Genomic DNA, 16,546 nt, shown 5'->3' on the forward strand with positions numbered 1-16,546 from the left:
TTAAAGCCCGTTTATTTAAACGGGCTTTAATTTTTGGGTGAAAGTATGGACATACAAGTTACAAAAGTAATATCTACGACAGCTTTATTTTTTCTGACTGCACTGATGGAAATATTAGGGTGTTACTTTCCATATTTGATCCTAAATCAAGGGCGTTCGCATTGGTTGTGGCTACCCACTTTTGTCGCACTCGCTGCTTTTGTGTGGTTATTGACTTTGCATCCAGCAGCATCAGGTCGAATATATGCTGCATATGGAGGTATTTATATTTGTTCGGCATTGTTGTGGTTAAAGTTTGTGGATCAAATGGATCTTACTAAATGGGATATCATTGGTGGCGGAGTGGTTATTTTCGGGGCGCTGATTATCATTTTACAGCCACAAGGCTTAATTCGGTGAGTTGTTATAGGAGAAAGTCTGTTTAATTAAATTAATAATAAATCGACTTTGAATATTTTTGAGAAAAATTTAGAAGCCTATTTAATAAAATTTACATAAAGGCTTTTTAAATTGGCATGAAATAGGCATATATTTTCCGCCTATAATTTTGAAATACTTCAGAGTTTCATCATTATTCGACAACAAACGATGTAATTAGAATAAGGATTTTTCATTTGTCTACAACATATTCCAAGCAAGAAAAAACCAGCCGTATCAAAGGAATTATTGGTGCAGCTTCAGGTAATTTAGTTGAATGGTTCGATTTTTATATTTATGCAGTATTCGCTGTATATTTTACCCAAGCTTTAACTGCGCCAGATATGGATAGTTCTACCCAAGCCATCTATGTGTGGGGTGTATTTGCAGCAAGCTTTTTTATGCGACCCATCGGTAGTTGGCTTTTTGGTCGAATTGCAGATAAACACGGTCGAAAAAAATCAATGGTCATCTCAATTATATTGATGGCTATAAGTTCTTTCATGTTTGCAGCGTTACCAACGTATGAGCAAGTGGGTATGGCTGCACCGTTTTTATTATTAATGGTTCGATTGCTTCAAGGCTTATCCGTTGGTGGTGAATATGGTGCTGTGGCGACTTATATGAGTGAATTGGGTTTAAAAGGGCAACGTGGCTTTTTTTCATCATTTCAATACGTAACGCTCACGGGTGGTCAACTCCTTGCAAGTTTATTGGGTGTAATATTCTTGGCATTTATGTCTGAACAGCAACTCTATGATGGTGGGTGGCGAATTCCATTTATTATTGGTGGTGTTGCAGCAATTTTATCTTTATTAGCGAGAAGTAGATTAGAAGAGACTTTATCCAGTGATGAAAGTGATAAAGAAGATTCTGGTACACTTCGTGAGCTTTTTAAAAATCACTGGAAAACTTTCCTTTTGGTAGTTGGTTATACTTCAGCAGGCTCTCTTAGTTTCTATGTGATTACAGTTTACTCAAAAACTTACCTTACCAATATTGGAATAGATCCTAAAACGGTAGGGTTGATGATGACAGCCTGCATTTTTGTACTCATGGTGGCGCAACCATTCTTTGGTGCATTGTCAGATCGTATTGGTCGCAGAAATTCTATGCTGTTATTTAGTGGTCTGATGGCTATATTTATCTATCCAGTCATGGCAATCGGGATGAGATATTTCAGCGAAACTCCATTCATTGTCGCGATGCTACTGATTTTCCTGATGCTATTGCTTAGTTTGTATACCTCTATTGGCGGTATTGTAAAAGCTGAAATGTTTCCTCCGCATGTACGTGCGTTGGGTGTAGGTTTCTCTTATGCGATAGGTAATGCCGTATTTGGTGGTTCTGCACCTTCTGTTGCCTTGCAGTTTAAGGCCGCAGGAATTGAAAATTCATTTTTTATTTACGTGATCATTATTTTAATCGTATGTTTCTTTTGTAGTTGGCAACTTCCCAAAGAACCTAAATATTTAAAAGATGATCATTAAGATTTAGAAAATAAAAAAGCACCCGAGGGTGCTTTTTTAGTGGATGGAATTAATCTTTTTTTAAGCTTTCATTGATGAGGAACTCAACAAGTGCTTTTTGAGCGTGAAGGCGGTTTTCAGCTTCATCCCATACCACAGCATTTTTGTGATCGAGCATATTTTCTGAAATTTCTTCACCGCGATGGGCAGGTAAACAGTGCATAAATAAACAGTCTGGATGAGCAAGATCCATTAGACGTTCATTGACTTGAAAATCAGCAAAAGCTTTTTCACGAATCTTTTGCTCTTCTTCTTGTCCCATGCTGGCCCAAACATCAGTAACGATAAGGTCAGCATTCACTGCAGCATCTTCAGCAGAGTCTACAACTTCGGCGCAGTGCGCGAATTCAGAGAGAAATTCAAGTTTTGGTTCATAACCTTTTGGTGATGCAATCTTGAGCTTAAAGCCCCACATATGTGCAGCTTCGATATATGAGTTACACATATTATTACCATCACCAATCCATGCAACGGTTTTGCCTTGGATAGCGCCACGGTGTTCTACGAATGTTTGAACATCAGCAAGCAATTGGCAAGGGTGGTGATCATCGGTCAGTGCATTAATAACTGGGACTTTAGAATATTCTGCAAAACGAGTGACAATATCGTGGCCAAAAGTACGAATCATCACAATATCAAGCATGCTTGAAATAACGCGAGCTGAGTCTTCAATCGGTTCGCCGCGACCTAATTGTGTATCGCGGGACGAAAGGAAGATTGCACTACCACCAAATTGGGTCATACCCGCTTCAAAAGAAACACGGGTACGTGTGCTCGATTTTTCAAAAATCATTCCCATTACTTTACCAACAAAGGGTTGGTAGACTTCATGATTATGCTGCATGCGTTTTAATTCTATAGCACGATCAATAATGCGATTTAATTCTGCAGTTGAAAGGTCACGTAAAGTAAGAAAATGTCGTAGAGCCATGGTTACTCCACAATCATTGTTTCGTCAAAATAGTAAATGAGACGACCAATAATTGTTGGTTGATGAAAAAAACGAGAATCGACTAATATACTATATGTAAAGAGAATTGCAAAAAAACTAGACTTTTTGGTGCCCATCTAGGAAGCGATCGACAGAATAGCTGATGTATTCGATGGTTTCTTGATCGGTTTCAAGTACTGGTATCCCCATTAAAATTTTCCATTCTAAATTTCTTAAGATTCCAAAATATAATTGAGCAGAAAATAAAGGATTTTCACATTTTAACACACCAAGTTTATGCGCATTTTCTAATGCATTTGCGATCGCTAACTGGATATGTTTAGGGCCTTTTTCGTGCAAATAAAGAGCAAGTTCAGGATTTTTTTGGGATTGCTCAATCACGAGGCGCATAAAGGCAGTGTGATCTTCTTTTTTAATGTGGCGATGAAAGTTAAGTAGTGTATGTATCAGATAAGATCTAAAATCGCCATGATCTGGATCATATGCAACACAGATATCTTTAAAAAAGAGTTCACGTCGATAATCACATATAGCAGTAAAAAGGCCTTCTTTGCCGCCAAAATATTTATAAATAGATGCTTTGGAGCCTCCAGCATGTTGAACAATATCATCCAAAGACACAGCATCGTAGCCACGTTCCAAGAATAGCGTATTAGCGCTTAGCAATAATGCTAAACGTCGTTCTTGACCACGGCGAGTATGGGGCATATCACAACCAGAAGTTTCAATATGCGGAAATGGATGTTGCATGCAGTATCAATAGCGAAAATGAAATTGAAGATGGAGTATAACAAATTAAAGCACTTAACGCCTGACACTCAAAATAATAACAAAATCAAAAAATGAATAATAATTCATTTTTATATGACTAAAGTTTTAGAGCAAAAATACTAAACGGTCATATATCAAACTAAATTTATAGATATACTAAAAACTCGATAATTATAGTAAACACTGTGGAAAGGAATATGACAGAACAATCGTCTGCAGGCTTAAGATTTAGACAAGCATTAGAAGTGGAAAAGCCATTACAAATCATCGGAACTGTAAATGCATATGCAGCAATGATGGCAAAACAAGTTGGCTATAAAGCAATTTATCTATCTGGCGCAGGTGTTGCAAACTATTCCTATGGTCTTCCTGATTTGGGAATGACGAGTTTAGATAATGTGCTTGAAGATGTTCGTCGTATCACTGAACGTGTAGATACGCCTTTGCTTGTGGATATTGATACAGGTTGGGGCGGTGCATTTAATATTGCACGAAGTATCAAGCAAATGATCGCTGCTGGAGCTGCTGCTGTTCATATTGAAGACCAAGTTGCGCAAAAACGCTGCGGACATCGTCCGAATAAAGAAATTGTGTCACAACAAGAAATGGTAGACCGTATTAAGGCTGCTGTTGATGCAAAAACTGATTCTAATTTCGTGGTCATGGCACGTACGGATGCGCTGCAAAAAGAAGGGCTTCAAGCCGTCATTGATCGTGCATGTGCATGTGTTGAAGCTGGAGCTGATGCTATTTTTGCGGAAGCGATGACTGATATAACGATGTATAAAACAGTCTGTGATGCTGTAGGTGTGCCTGTGCTAGCGAATATCACTGAATTTGGTGATACCCCTTATTATACGACCGAAGAGCTAGCAGAACAGGGAATTTCAATGGTGTTATACCCATTGTCTGCGACACGTGCGATGCAGAAAGCAGCATTAGAAGTGATGCATTCAATTCGTAAAGACGGCACGCAAGTGAATGTTATTGATAAAATGCAACAACGAAAAGAATTATACGAGTTCCTTGATTATCATACTTTCGAAAACACACTAGATAAGCTATTCACTCAGGAGAAATAAAAAAATGGCTGAAGGAAAAGTATTGACTGGCGCAGGATTGCGTGGACAAGTCGCAGGTAAAACAGCACTTTCAACCGTTGGGAAAAGTGGTGCAGGCTTAACATATCGTGGTTATGATGTTCAGGATTTGGCGGAAAATTGCCAATTTGAAGAAGTTGCATATTTAATTTTCTTTGGTGAACTACCTACGGCGCAACAACTTGCGGACTATAAAGCAAAACTAAAATCACTGAGAGCATTACCACAAGCACTAAAAGAAGTGCTTGAGCGTATTCCAGCAGATTCACATCCTATGGATGTTATGCGTACAGGTGTTTCTATGTTGGGTAACTTAGAAACAGAACAGTCCTTTGGTGAACAGCAAGATATAGCTGATCGTATTTTGGCAACATTGCCAGCCATTATTTGTTATTGGTATCGATATAGCCATGATGGTGTTCGTATCGAAGAAAATACTGATGACGACTCAATTGGTGCTCAATTCTTGCATTTATTGCGTGGCGAAAAACCTAATGAATTGCATGAACAAGTCATGAATGTTTCTTTAATTCTCTATGCAGAACATGAATTTAACGCTTCAACATTTACGGCACGTGTGTGTGCTTCGACGTTATCAGATTTACATTCGTGTATTACAGGTGCGATTGGTTCTTTGCGTGGTCCACTGCATGGCGGTGCAAATGAAGCTGCAATGGATATGATTGAGCAATGGAAATCTCCTGAAGAAGCTGAGCGCGAAATGCTGGGTATGCTCGAACGCAAAGAAAAAATCATGGGCTTTGGTCATGCAATTTACAAAGACAATGATCCACGTAATGGGATTATTAAGGTATGGTCTGAGCGCTTGGCTAAGGACGTAGGAGATACTGTTTTATATCCAGTATCAGTACGTTGTGAAGAAGTCATGTGGCGAGAGAAAAAATTATTCTGTAATGCTGATTTCTTCCATGCTTCTGCTTATCACTTTATGGGTATACCAACGAAGCTATTCACGCCAATTTTTGTGATGTCTCGTGTAACAGGATGGGCGGCACATGTGATGGAGCAGCGTGCAGACAACCGTATTATTCGACCAAGTGCAGATTACACAGGACCTGAATTACGCAAAGTTGTACCAATTGAACAGCGTGCTTGAAAAGCATAATAAAAAGCTCCTTCGGGAGCTTTTTATTTTGTTGAGCTGAGTAAAATGGCATCTTGTTTTTCGTAGCCTGTTTCAGTAGGAATACCCATGTAACTAATGACTGCAACGCGATAATTGGGGAAAGTGTAAGGAAATGCGTAAAGTTTTTTGATCTGAGGTAAATTACGATGATATCGAATATTCTCGAATTGTTAACTTTTATACATTGAAGGATCAGAGCTTTGGCTGAGTTGTACCTGAGATTGGAATTTACTTACTTTAATTTCAGGCACGTTTAACCAAAAATTTCCAGTCTGTTCTCTTTGTCTATTGAATTTTAGTTTAGCAGTCTTGGGGCTTAATGGTGTTGGTTTGACAAGGCGAGCTTGAATACTTTGAATTTTGCGTAGCGTATGCTGAATTTCAGTAATGTGATTTCGGCTATTTAATGGGGTATAAATGGATTGAACCTCAATCGCTTTATGTGGGTTTCTGCTGTTGAGCAAATAATAATAAAGTGTTGGTGGTCGACCAGATTCATCATGGTAATGGCGTAAATAATATATTTTCTGATCTTTAATATCTGAACCTAGTACTTCTATTGTCTCCGGACCGCCGACTGTGGCAAAGGAGGGTGAAGAAATAAGGCAGAAGATGATACCTAGATAAGTTTTATGCTTTAAGTGATTATTGTTCATTTGGACTCATCTTTTTGTATCTTATATTGAGCATGATTTAAAATTTTAGAATTATGATGAAGAATAGGTTAATCAATTGTGTTGATTAACCTAAATCTAGAAGTTTACTCGGCTGTAGTGCTTACGATTTCATCTTCATCATCTTCAGCAGTATCCATTCCTAATTCTTTTAGCTTACGAGTCAAGGTATTACGACCCCAACCTAAAAGCTCAGCAGCATGGCGTTTTCTTCCTCGAGTTTGTTGTAGTGCCGCATTAATTAAGGTGCGTTCAAACATAGGCGTGGCGATATCCAATAATTTCATTTCACCATTTTTGAGTTTTTGTACAGCCCACTGACTAAGCAACTCATCCCAATGCTGAATAGCGATACGATCTGCTTGATTGTGTGGATGATTTGGATCATCAGATTTTTGGATTGGTAGTTGTTTTAACTCAGAAGGAAGATCTTCTGGGTAAACCTCTCGTCCAGTAATCATCACTGTCAGCCAGCGACATGTGTTTTCAAGTTGACGTACATTACCTTGCCAAGGCAACTGTTTCATGTATTCAATAGTTTCTGTACGTAAAATCTTTGGACTTACACCAAGTTCTTTACCTGCTCGTGCGAGAAAGTGTTGTGCGAGCATCGGAATGTCTTCCGAGCGGTGAGCAAGTTTAGGAATATGAATACGAATTACATTCAGACGATGATAAAGATCCTCACGGAAGCGTCCATCATGTACTAATTTTTCTAGATCTTGGTGAGTCGCAGCGACAATGCGGACATCAACACGCACTGGAATGTGTCCACCGACGCGATAAAACTCGCCATCAGCTAAAACACGCAATAAACGCGTTTGGGTTTCGAATGGCATGTCCCCAATTTCATCAAGGAATAATGTACCGCCATTGGCTTGCTCAAAACGACCTTGTCGCTGAGTATTAGCGCCAGTGAATGCACCTTTTTCATGACCAAATAATTCAGTTTCAATCAAATCTTTCGGAATGGCAGCCATATTAAGCGCAATAAATGGCTTACTGCTACGAGGTGAATGACGATGCAATGCATGAGCGACTAACTCTTTACCTGTACCTGACTCACCATTAATTAATACCGTAATGTGTGATTGTGACAAACGTCCAATTGCTCGGAAGACTTCCTGCATTGCAGGAGATTCTCCAATGATCTCAGTTGATTGAATTGGCTGTACGGTTGATTTCGCAGATTCTTGTTGTTGGAGCTTATTAATGTGCATGATGGCACGATTGACAAGTGCTAAAGCCTCATCAATATCAAATGGTTTTGGTAGATATTCAAAAGCACCCGTTTGATAGCTTGATACTGCTGACTCTAGATCCGAATGTGCCGTCATGATGATCACAGGTAGATCAGGATAATGACCTTTGACTTTAGCGAGAAAGGTAAGACCATCAATTCCTGGCATGCGTATATCAGTCAAAATTACATCAGGTGTATCATCAAGTAACTGATCCAGTGCAGATTGAGCTTCTTCGAAACTGGTAACATCTAAACCTTCTTCTTTAAATGTTTTTTCTAGAACCCAACGCATGGCGCGATCGTCATCTATTACCCAAATTTTATTTCGCGACATGGTTTAACTCCCAAGGTATATAAAGACTAAATACGGTTTTGCCCGGAACGGATTGGCATTCAATCATTCCATTGTGTTGATGCATAATATTTTGTGCGATGCTCAGACCTAAGCCTGTTCCTTTAGCGCGTCCTGTGACTAATGGATAAAATACGGACTCCAAAATTTCTTCTGGAACGCCAGGGCCGTTATCTTCAATATCAATTCGAACAGTTGAGCGATGTAAAGTTCCGTTAATCGTGACAAGGCGATGAATACGTGTACGCAGGGTTAATTCAGGTTGAGTGTCTTGAAAAAACTCTTTATTTTCAGTCATGGCCTGAATAGCATTTACACTGATATTCAACATCACTTGAATAAGTTGATCCCGATCTGCTTCAACATCAGGTAAAGAAAGATCATAATCACGAGTAATTGTAATTTTCTTTTTTGTTTGGTTCACAATCAGAGAACGAACGCGTTCCAAAGGCTCGTGAATATTTACAGGTTCATAGCTTGGTAACTGCCGAGAACCGAGCATTGTGTCAGCAAGATTTCTCAGGCGATCTACTTCACTAATAATAATGTCCGTAAATTCTTTATATTCAGGATCATTTAAACTACGTGCCAATAATTGAGTTGCGCCACGTATGCCCCCTAATGGATTCTTAATCTCATGCGCGACACCTCTGATTAATTGGCGTGCGACCTGATGTTGTTGAATAAAATTTTCTTCTTTAGAAATTTTCAACATTCGATCAATTGGATTGAGTTCAATCAGAAGGAGGGGGTGATAACTTTTGCCAGTGTTAAGTTGGGCAACAGAATAGTCAACATGTACATCTTTAAAGTTCACAATAATAGTCGCTTCACGGCGGGTATAAGCTTGCCCCGTGAGTAATGTATTTGTGAGCGCTTCTTCGGTGTTAAATGAATCACCTGGAGATTGTAAAATACTGAGCACAGATTGACCTGATGCTCTTAATAAGCTGATATCAAAGAGTGCTTCACATGAGGAATTTAAATAAAAAATATTTAATTCACTATCGACTAAAAGTATCGCAGTGCTCAAGTTGTCTACGAGTAAACGGTAATCAATCGTTGGTTGTTGATTCATTAACCTCAAAATCCTGTCTTAAAATAGAGCAATTGCATCTATGAGTTTTTCCATCACTGCTCACAAAGAGGGAGTTATTTAATTTTAACGTCCTCAAATAAAGCAAAATATGAGCCAACTTTGTTTGAAATCGTTAAAAACAACTAAAATGAACTCATTTATTAAGAAAAAAAGCGCGAAGCGATTGCAAAATATTCATGCAAAGTTGGGTTTATTTAATAATGCATCATATTGGTGCGATTGCAATATTTTTTAAAATTTATGGGAATATTTTGGTGCGTTATGCAAAGAGTGGGGTTTTCAACTGTTTTTATGAATTGAAAAGACATACAATACGCGGATTCTAGTGGAGCGCAGATTCATGAAATCCCCCAAAGTCGGTTTTGTTTCTTTAGGTTGTCCTAAGGCATTGGTAGATTCCGAGCGAATTCTTACTCAGTTAAAAACTGAAGGTTATGATGTAGCGTCGGATTATGACGGTGCTGATTTAGTTGTTGTTAATACCTGTGGTTTTATTGAATCTGCAGTACAAGAGTCATTAGACGCGATTGGTGAGGCGATGAGTGCGAACGGTCGCGTCATCGTAACAGGTTGTTTGGGTAAAGATGAAGAAAAAATTCGTCAAATGCATCCAAACGTACTTAAAGTTACTGGTGCAGCAGCTTATCAAGAAGTAATGGAAGCTGTGCATCAATATGTTCCTGAACCTCCTAAACATAATCCGTTTATTGATCTTGTGCCAGAACAAGGTATTCGATTAACACCAAAACATTATGCATATTTGAAGATATCTGAAGGCTGTAACCACCGTTGTACCTTCTGTATTATTCCAAGTATGCGTGGCGATCTCGTATCTCGCCCAGTTGGTTCTGTATTAGAAGAAGCGGCGGCTTTAAAACGATCTGGTGTAAAGGAAGTCTTGGTTATTTCTCAAGATACTTCGGCATATGGTGTAGATACAAAATACAAGCTTGATTTTTGGAATGGTCAGCCTGTAAAAACTAAGTTCTATGATATGTGTGAAGCATTAGGTCAATTGGGTATTTGGGTGCGTCTGCATTATGTCTACCCATATCCACATGTTGATGCGGTTATCGATTTGATGGCACAGGGTAAGATCTTGCCTTACTTAGATATTCCATTCCAACACGCTAGCCCTAAAATTTTAAAACTAATGAAGCGTCCAGCGCATAGTGAAAACACGCTAGAGCGTTTAAAAGTTTGGCGTGAAAAGTGTCCTGATTTAGTCATTCGTTCAACATTTGTTGTTGGCTTCCCCGGTGAAACTGAAGAAGATTTCGTGCAACTTCTAGATTGGTTGAAAGAAGCTCAGCTCGATCGCGTTGGTTGTTTTACATACTCTCCAGTTGAAGGTGCAACTGCAAATGATCTGCCAGATCATGTGCCTGAAGAAATTAAACAGGAACGCTACGAACGCTTTATGCAGGTTCAGCAAGAAATTTCTGCTGCAAAGCTACAAAAGCGTATTGGTCAAACCATGACCGTGCTGGTTGATGATCTAGAAGAAGAGTTTCCAGTTGCAGTGGCGCGTTCTTATGCAGATGCTCCAGAAATTGATGGAAATGTCTTTGTAGAAGATATTGATAAGAGCAAAATTAAAGCAGGTGATTTACTGGTTGTTAAAATCACTGATGCGGATGAATACGACCTTTATGCAGAATTGATTGAAATTAAAACCGCATAATTGTTTGAAGTAATACATATAAATGAATTCGGATATTGGAGTTTGTAATGTTAGATTCTAAAAAACCACGCTTTGGTCGTATTCTGCTAAAACTTTCGGGTGAAGCGCTAGCAGGCAATAAAGATATGGGTATCGACGCACAAGTCCTTGATCAAATGTCTTTATCTATTGCTCACTTGGTTGGTCTAGGTGTGCAAGTTGGTATCGTTGTGGGTGGTGGTAACCTTTATCGTGGTAGCCAATTACAGCAAGATGGATTGGTTGGTCGCGTAACAGGTGATCAAATGGGTATGCTGGCAACTGTGATGAATGGTTTGGCGCTACGAGATGCATTGGTACGTCGTAATATCAAAACCCGTTTAATGTCAGCATTACCAATCGGTACAGTTGTAGAATCATATTCTAGCCGTGATGCGATTCGTCATTTAAATAATGGTGAAGTTTGTGTGTTTGTTGCGGGTACTGGTAATCCATTCTTTACGACAGATACGGCTGCATGTTTACGTGGTATTGAGATTGAGGCTAACTTAATTCTCAAAGCGACGAAGGTGGATGGTGTCTACAATAAAGATCCAAGCAAATACGAAGATGCTGTTAAATATGATGCATTGACATTTGACCAAGTCTTAGATGAGAAACTTGGTGTAATGGATTTAACCGCGATTTGCTTATGCCGTGACCATAATGTTCCACTTCAAGTATTCGATATGAATAAATCAGGTGCATTATTATCAGTGGTTATGGGTGAAAAAGAAGGTACTCACGTTACTAATTGATGTACGTGGCTTTCAAAGCTATTTATACTAAACACTATTTTGATTTAAATTTTGAGAATTAGGTAAGGAAGATCACATGATTAACGATCTTAAAAAAGATGCTGAAGAGCGCATGAATAAATCATTGGACTCATTAGAGCATGGTTTTGCTAAAGTTCGTACAGGTCGTGCACATCCATCAATTCTTAATGGCGTAATGGTTCCTTACTATGGCTCTGATGTGCCATTAAACCAAGTTGCTAACATTGGTGTTGAAGATTCGCGTACATTGCTTGTTCAACCTTTCGAGCGCACTATGGTTGCTGCAATTGATAAAGCAATTCGTGAGTCAGATTTAGGTTTGAACCCAATTACTGCTGATTCAATTCGTGTACCAATGGCGGCATTAACTGAAGAAACACGTCGTGATATGCAAAAAGTGGCACGTAACGAAGCTGAAAATGCAAAAGTTGCGATTCGTAATATTCGCCGTGATGTATTGGGTGATATTAAAGCATTGTTGAAAGAAAAAGAAATTTCTGAAGATGATGAGCGTCGTGCGGGCGATGAAATCCAAAAAATCACAGATAAATTTGTTGCTGAAGTTGAAAAGCGTTTAGCAGCAAAAGAAGCAGAGTTGATGAAGGTCTAAGCTATATAATGACCATCTCAGCAGAGCTTCTGCCACAACATGTTGCCATCATTATGGATGGCAACAATCGTTTTGCAAAAAAGAAACATCTACAAAAAGGTGATGGACATCGTGAAGGAAAAAATGTCCTTGATCCGATTGTAGAGCATTGTCGTAAAGTGGGTGTGAAAGCACTTACTGTCTATGCCTTCTCAAGTGAAAACTGGAATCGACCTCAATACGAAGTTGATTTGCTCATGAAACTGTTGGAAGAGACGATTAATGAACAAATCCCTCGAATGATTAAGTTCCAAATTGGACTAAGATTCATTGGGGATCGCTCTCGTTTGTCGCCAGAATTGCAACAATTAATGTTGCAAGCAGAACAAAGGACTGCTACTTTCACAGAAATGACGCTCACAATTGCTGTGAGTTATGGCGGAATGTGGGATATCGCACAAACTGCTAAAACAATCGCACAACTCGTCAAAGAACAAAAAATTGATGTTGCTCAAGTTGATGTTGATTTGTTTGCTCAGCATGTCAGTTTAGGTGACTTACCTCCAGTCGATTTATTGATTCGTACTGGTGGTGATTATCGGTTGTCTAATTTTTTATTATGGCAATCTGCATATGCTGAATTGTATTTTACTGAGACGTTGTGGCCAGAATTCACAACAGAAGAATTGGATCATGCCTTTGGTGTGTTTTTAGGGCGAGAAAGGCGCTTTGGAAAAACTTCTGAGCAGGTCCAACAAGAGAAAATAGAGAACTAATAATGTTAGAGCGGATAATTACCGCATTGATTTTAGTGGCTGTAGTCTTGAGCTGTATGTTTGCAACTACATCCATTTATCCAATGTTAGCGTTAATGATTATCGCTGCCGGGGGGGCTGGCTATGAGTGGTTTAAACTCATGCCTCGTCAAACTGATCAAGTGAATAAATTTAAAGCAGGATGCTTTGGTGTAATCACTGCGGTATTTTCTGCAATTGCGCTTTATTTTGATGATCTAGTACTGCTGTTGTGGAGTGCTTCGATTATTACTTGGGTTATTACCATTTATTGGGTTAAGCAATATCCTCTTTATGATGCGTGGTATAACACTTCACTGAATTGGATTGGTGTAGTGATTATTAGCGCTGCAGTATCGGCAATATACGAAGTCTGGATAAGTTCACCTTGGTGGCTCATGTATCTATTCCTCTTAGTGTGGGGTGCTGATAGTGGGGCGTATTTTGTAGGTAGGAAGCTTGGTAAGCGTAAGCTTGCACCTGAGGTGAGCCCGAATAAATCTATTGAAGGGTTAATCGGTGGTGTAATTACAGTCATCATTGTTATCTTATTTGTACAATTTAACTATTTAGATTTAACCGCAGTAGAGCATATTCTATTTTTACTCCTATCTGTGCTGACAGTATTTAGCTCAGTTCAAGGTGATTTATTTGAATCAATGATTAAGCGTCGTGCAGGTATTAAGGATTCAGGTCGTATTTTGCCTGGTCATGGTGGTGTATTAGATCGCATTGATTCATTGCTTGCTGCCGCACCTATTTTTGCTGCGGGAATATTTGTTTTAAAACTTGTTGGTGTAGATTTATAGATGTCTCAATCAGTATGTATATTAGGTGTAACAGGTTCAATTGGACAAAGTACCTTAAAAGTCATTGATCGACATCCAGAGAAGTACAATGTTTTTGCGGTATCTGCATTTAGTCGTGTAGAGCAGTTAAGCGAAATATGTCAACAATATCATCCACAGTATGCTGTTGTACCTTCAGGCAAGGTGGATGAACTACATCAATTTTTCAAATTAAAAAATATCACTTCAACCGAAATTCTCTCTGATGAGTCGGGTTTAATCGCTGTTGCTGAGCATCCTCAGGTTGATATCGTGATGGCGGCGATAGTGGGTGCGGCAGGATTATTGCCAACACTCGCTGCTGTTCAAGCTGGTAAGCGTGTTCTTCTAGCAAATAAAGAATCGTTGGTGATGTCTGGTGACATCATGATGAAGGCTGCCAAAGAGAATAATGCCTTATTATTACCTGTAGATTCTGAACACAACGCAATATTTCAGTGCCTGCCTCAAAATTATTTGCAATTAGATACAGCTGGTAAACCCCAGTTAGGTGTCTCACAAATTTTGTTGACTGCTTCTGGCGGTCCATTTTTGCATCATACGCTTGATGAGCTCAGTACGGTGACACCTGCACAGGCTTGTAAGCACCCTAATTGGTCTATGGGGCAGAAGATATCAGTTGATTCGGCAACGCTAATGAACAAAGGTCTCGAGTTGATCGAGGCCTGTCATTTATTTTCAATTCAAGAACATTTTGTTACAGTGGTTGTGCACCCACAAAGTATTATTCACTCAATGGTTCAGTATGTTGATGGTAGTACTTTGGCTCAAATGGGTAATCCTGATATGTGTACGCCGATTGCACATGCATTTGCATGGCCAGATCGGATTGAAACACATGTTCCTTCGCTTGATTTATTTGTAAACGATACGCTTAATTTTAAGCAGCCTGATACTGTGCGATTTCCAGCGCTGCAATTGGCTCGTGAAGCAATGAAATCTGGAGGATTGGCGCCTGCGATCTTAAATGCTGCAAACGAAATTGCGGTTGAAGCATTTTTAAAAAATAAAATCAAATTTTTAGATATTCCTAAAGTTGTTGAATCCACTTTGAATCATGTTCAAAATTCAAATGCTGATTCTTTAGAGCTAATCTTAGAGACTGATGCGCTTGCACGTCGCTATGCTATTCAACTCACGAATTCACTGAGTACCTAAGATGAATATACTTTTCATTATCGTCGCGGCTATTTTGCTTCTAGGTCCATTGATTGCAATTCATGAATTTGGACATTACTGGGTAGCACGAAAACTTGGCGTTAAGGTTCTTGTGTATTCAATTGGATTTGGTCCAACAGTTTTAAAGTGGACCTCTAAAAAATCGGGTATCCAATATCAGCTCTCTGCATTACCTTTAGGTGGTTATGTAAAAATGCTGGATGAGCGTGAAGGTAATGTAAGTGCGGAAGATTTACCGTATGCGTTTAATCGGCAATCCCCTTTAAAACGTATAGCAATCGTTGCTGCGGGGCCACTTGTTAATTTAATTTTTGCTGTTTTACTTTTTTGGATTCTATTCTTACCAGCACAAGAACAATTAAACACTCGAATTGGTAAAGTGATTGAAAATACGCCAGCCGCACAAGTAGAGATGCGTTCTGGTGATAAAATCATAGCTGTGGATGGAACTGCGACGCCAACTTGGGAAAAATTGAATTATGCGCTGATTGATCGCGTAGGTGAAACTGGTACGATTCAAATTCAAGCTGATCGTGATGGTCAGGTACAAACTTTTAATTTACCGATTCAGCAATTTCTAAAAGATCAGTCTCAATCACCTTTGGAAATCTTGGGATTTTTACCATATCGACCTCATATTCAACCAGTTGTGCATAAATTATCTGAAGATGGTGCTGCTATACGCCAAGGGATGAAAGAAGGTGATGTAATTGTCGCGATTGATAATAAAAAAATTAACGATTGGTTTGAAGTTGTTGATATAGTACAAAAATCACCAGAAAAACTATTGAATATTGAGGTGATGCGTCAAGGCGAGATCGTTCAATTAAAGGTCATGCCCCAAGGGAAGCGCGATAATATGGGGAATACGACAGGAATGTTGGGAGTTCAAGCTCAATCTGGTCAGATCAATATTCCTGCTGAATATAAGCATACAATTCAATATAATCCAGCGGAAGCTTTTGTGGTTGCGGTTGAGAAAACGGGTCAATTATCATCTATGATCTTAGGCTCAATTGTCAAAATGATTCGTGGATTGATTGGGTTGGATAATCTCTCGGGTCCAATTACGATCGCTAAAGTTGCAGGTCAAAGTGCTGAAATGGGGTGGCAAACTTTCATTTCATTTATGGCATTAATGAGTGTGAGTTTGGGGATATTAAATTTGCTTCCGATTCCGATGTTGGATGGTGGGCATTTAGTTTATTACATAATTGAATTAATTCGTGGTAAACCTGTTTCTGAACAAATACAATTGGTTGGATTAAAAATTGGTATGGTGTTGCTGGGAAGTATGATGTTTCTCGCAATATTTAATGATTTTATGCGTTTATAAGCGTTATAGATGGATAATTAACTTACTGGAAAACA

The 16,546-nt window shown here is 39.0% G+C and carries 16 protein-coding genes; 11 read left to right on the forward strand and 5 right to left on the reverse strand.

The genetic code is table 11. The features are described 5' to 3' along the window. Positions 1-45: 45 nt before the first annotated feature. Together AC1M9D_RS00395 and AC1M9D_RS00400 are read left to right on the forward strand one after the other, a co-directional pair. Positions 46-399, forward strand: coding sequence for a YnfA family protein (locus AC1M9D_RS00395; RefSeq protein WP_092766358.1), 354 nt, complete (start codon positions 46-48; stop codon positions 397-399). Between the two features lie 215 nt (positions 400-614). After that, a complete protein-coding gene (locus AC1M9D_RS00400) occupies positions 615-1,907 on the forward strand; it encodes an MFS transporter (RefSeq protein WP_092766357.1) in 1,293 nt (430 codons plus the stop codon). A gap of 49 nt (positions 1,908-1,956) precedes the next feature. On the opposite strand, the gene argF is transcribed toward AC1M9D_RS00400, so the two are convergent. Both argF and AC1M9D_RS00410 read right to left on the reverse strand, forming a co-directional pair. After that, the gene (argF, locus tag AC1M9D_RS00405; RefSeq protein ID WP_179998101.1) at positions 1,957-2,877 is read right to left on the reverse strand and encodes an ornithine carbamoyltransferase; all 921 of its coding nucleotides are present in this window, start codon (positions 2,875-2,877) and stop codon (positions 1,957-1,959) included. A 117-nt stretch (positions 2,878-2,994) separates the two neighbouring features. Beyond that, the gene (locus AC1M9D_RS00410; protein WP_092766355.1) at positions 2,995-3,648 is read right to left on the reverse strand and encodes a TetR/AcrR family transcriptional regulator; all 654 of its coding nucleotides are present in this window, start codon (positions 3,646-3,648) and stop codon (positions 2,995-2,997) included. Positions 3,649-3,866: 218 nt separating this feature from the next. Between AC1M9D_RS00410 and prpB the strand changes: the two genes are divergently transcribed. Both prpB and prpC read left to right on the forward strand, forming a co-directional pair. Then, positions 3,867-4,751, forward strand: a complete 885-nt coding sequence (gene prpB, locus AC1M9D_RS00415; RefSeq protein WP_035263679.1) for a methylisocitrate lyase — start codon at positions 3,867-3,869, stop codon at positions 4,749-4,751. Positions 4,752-4,755: 4 nt separating this feature from the next. Beyond that, positions 4,756-5,886 (forward strand): bifunctional 2-methylcitrate synthase/citrate synthase, encoded by a 1,131-nt coding sequence (gene prpC, locus AC1M9D_RS00420; RefSeq protein WP_092766353.1) that lies wholly within the window; start codon positions 4,756-4,758, stop codon positions 5,884-5,886. Between the two features lie 200 nt (positions 5,887-6,086). Here prpC and AC1M9D_RS00425 read toward each other — a convergent pair whose 3' ends face one another. The 3 genes from AC1M9D_RS00425 to glnL all read right to left on the reverse strand — a co-directional run bounded on the left by AC1M9D_RS00425 (position 6,087) and on the right by glnL (position 9,263). Then, the gene (locus AC1M9D_RS00425) at positions 6,087-6,572 is read right to left on the reverse strand and encodes a hypothetical protein (protein ID WP_481611271.1); all 486 of its coding nucleotides are present in this window, start codon (positions 6,570-6,572) and stop codon (positions 6,087-6,089) included. A gap of 104 nt (positions 6,573-6,676) precedes the next feature. Beyond that, positions 6,677-8,167 carry a nitrogen regulation protein NR(I) gene (gene glnG / locus AC1M9D_RS00430; protein WP_481610537.1) on the reverse strand — a complete coding sequence of 497 codons (1,491 nt, stop codon included), beginning with the start codon at positions 8,165-8,167 and terminating at the stop codon, positions 6,677-6,679. Beyond that, positions 8,154-9,263 (reverse strand): nitrogen regulation protein NR(II), encoded by a 1,110-nt coding sequence (gene glnL, locus AC1M9D_RS00435; protein WP_481611272.1) that lies wholly within the window; start codon positions 9,261-9,263, stop codon positions 8,154-8,156. The genes glnG and glnL overlap by 14 nt, the downstream gene beginning before the upstream one ends. 361 nt (positions 9,264-9,624) lie before the next feature. Here glnL and rimO point away from each other — a divergent pair, with 361 nt between their 5' ends. The 7 genes from rimO to rseP all read left to right on the forward strand — a co-directional run bounded on the left by rimO (position 9,625) and on the right by rseP (position 16,511). Beyond that, complete coding sequence (gene rimO, locus AC1M9D_RS00440) at positions 9,625-10,968, forward strand: 30S ribosomal protein S12 methylthiotransferase RimO (protein WP_035263671.1); 1,344 nt, start codon at positions 9,625-9,627, stop codon at positions 10,966-10,968. Positions 10,969-11,015: 47 nt separating this feature from the next. Further along, positions 11,016-11,744, forward strand: a complete 729-nt coding sequence (gene pyrH / locus AC1M9D_RS00445) for a UMP kinase (RefSeq protein WP_035263670.1) — start codon at positions 11,016-11,018, stop codon at positions 11,742-11,744. A 76-nt stretch (positions 11,745-11,820) separates the two neighbouring features. Further along, positions 11,821-12,375 carry a ribosome recycling factor gene (gene frr / locus AC1M9D_RS00450; protein ID WP_035263669.1) on the forward strand — a complete coding sequence of 185 codons (555 nt, stop codon included), beginning with the start codon at positions 11,821-11,823 and terminating at the stop codon, positions 12,373-12,375. 8 nt (positions 12,376-12,383) lie between these two features. Further along, positions 12,384-13,130 (forward strand): polyprenyl diphosphate synthase, encoded by a 747-nt coding sequence (gene uppS, locus AC1M9D_RS00455; RefSeq protein ID WP_481594600.1) that lies wholly within the window; start codon positions 12,384-12,386, stop codon positions 13,128-13,130. A gap of 2 nt (positions 13,131-13,132) precedes the next feature. Beyond that, complete coding sequence (locus AC1M9D_RS00460) at positions 13,133-13,957, forward strand: phosphatidate cytidylyltransferase (protein WP_035263666.1); 825 nt, start codon at positions 13,133-13,135, stop codon at positions 13,955-13,957. Then, entirely contained in the window at positions 13,958-15,154 is a 1,197-nt protein-coding gene (gene ispC / locus AC1M9D_RS00465) for a 1-deoxy-D-xylulose-5-phosphate reductoisomerase (protein ID WP_481594601.1), read from the forward strand. It begins immediately after the preceding gene. A 1-nt stretch (position 15,155) separates the two neighbouring features. Further along, on the forward strand, positions 15,156-16,511 hold the full coding sequence (gene rseP / locus AC1M9D_RS00470; RefSeq protein WP_481611273.1) for an RIP metalloprotease RseP: 1,356 nt from the start codon (positions 15,156-15,158) through the stop codon (positions 16,509-16,511). Positions 16,512-16,546: the final 35 nt, after the last annotated feature.

It is taken from the genome of Acinetobacter sp. ANC_7682, assembly GCF_056779795.1.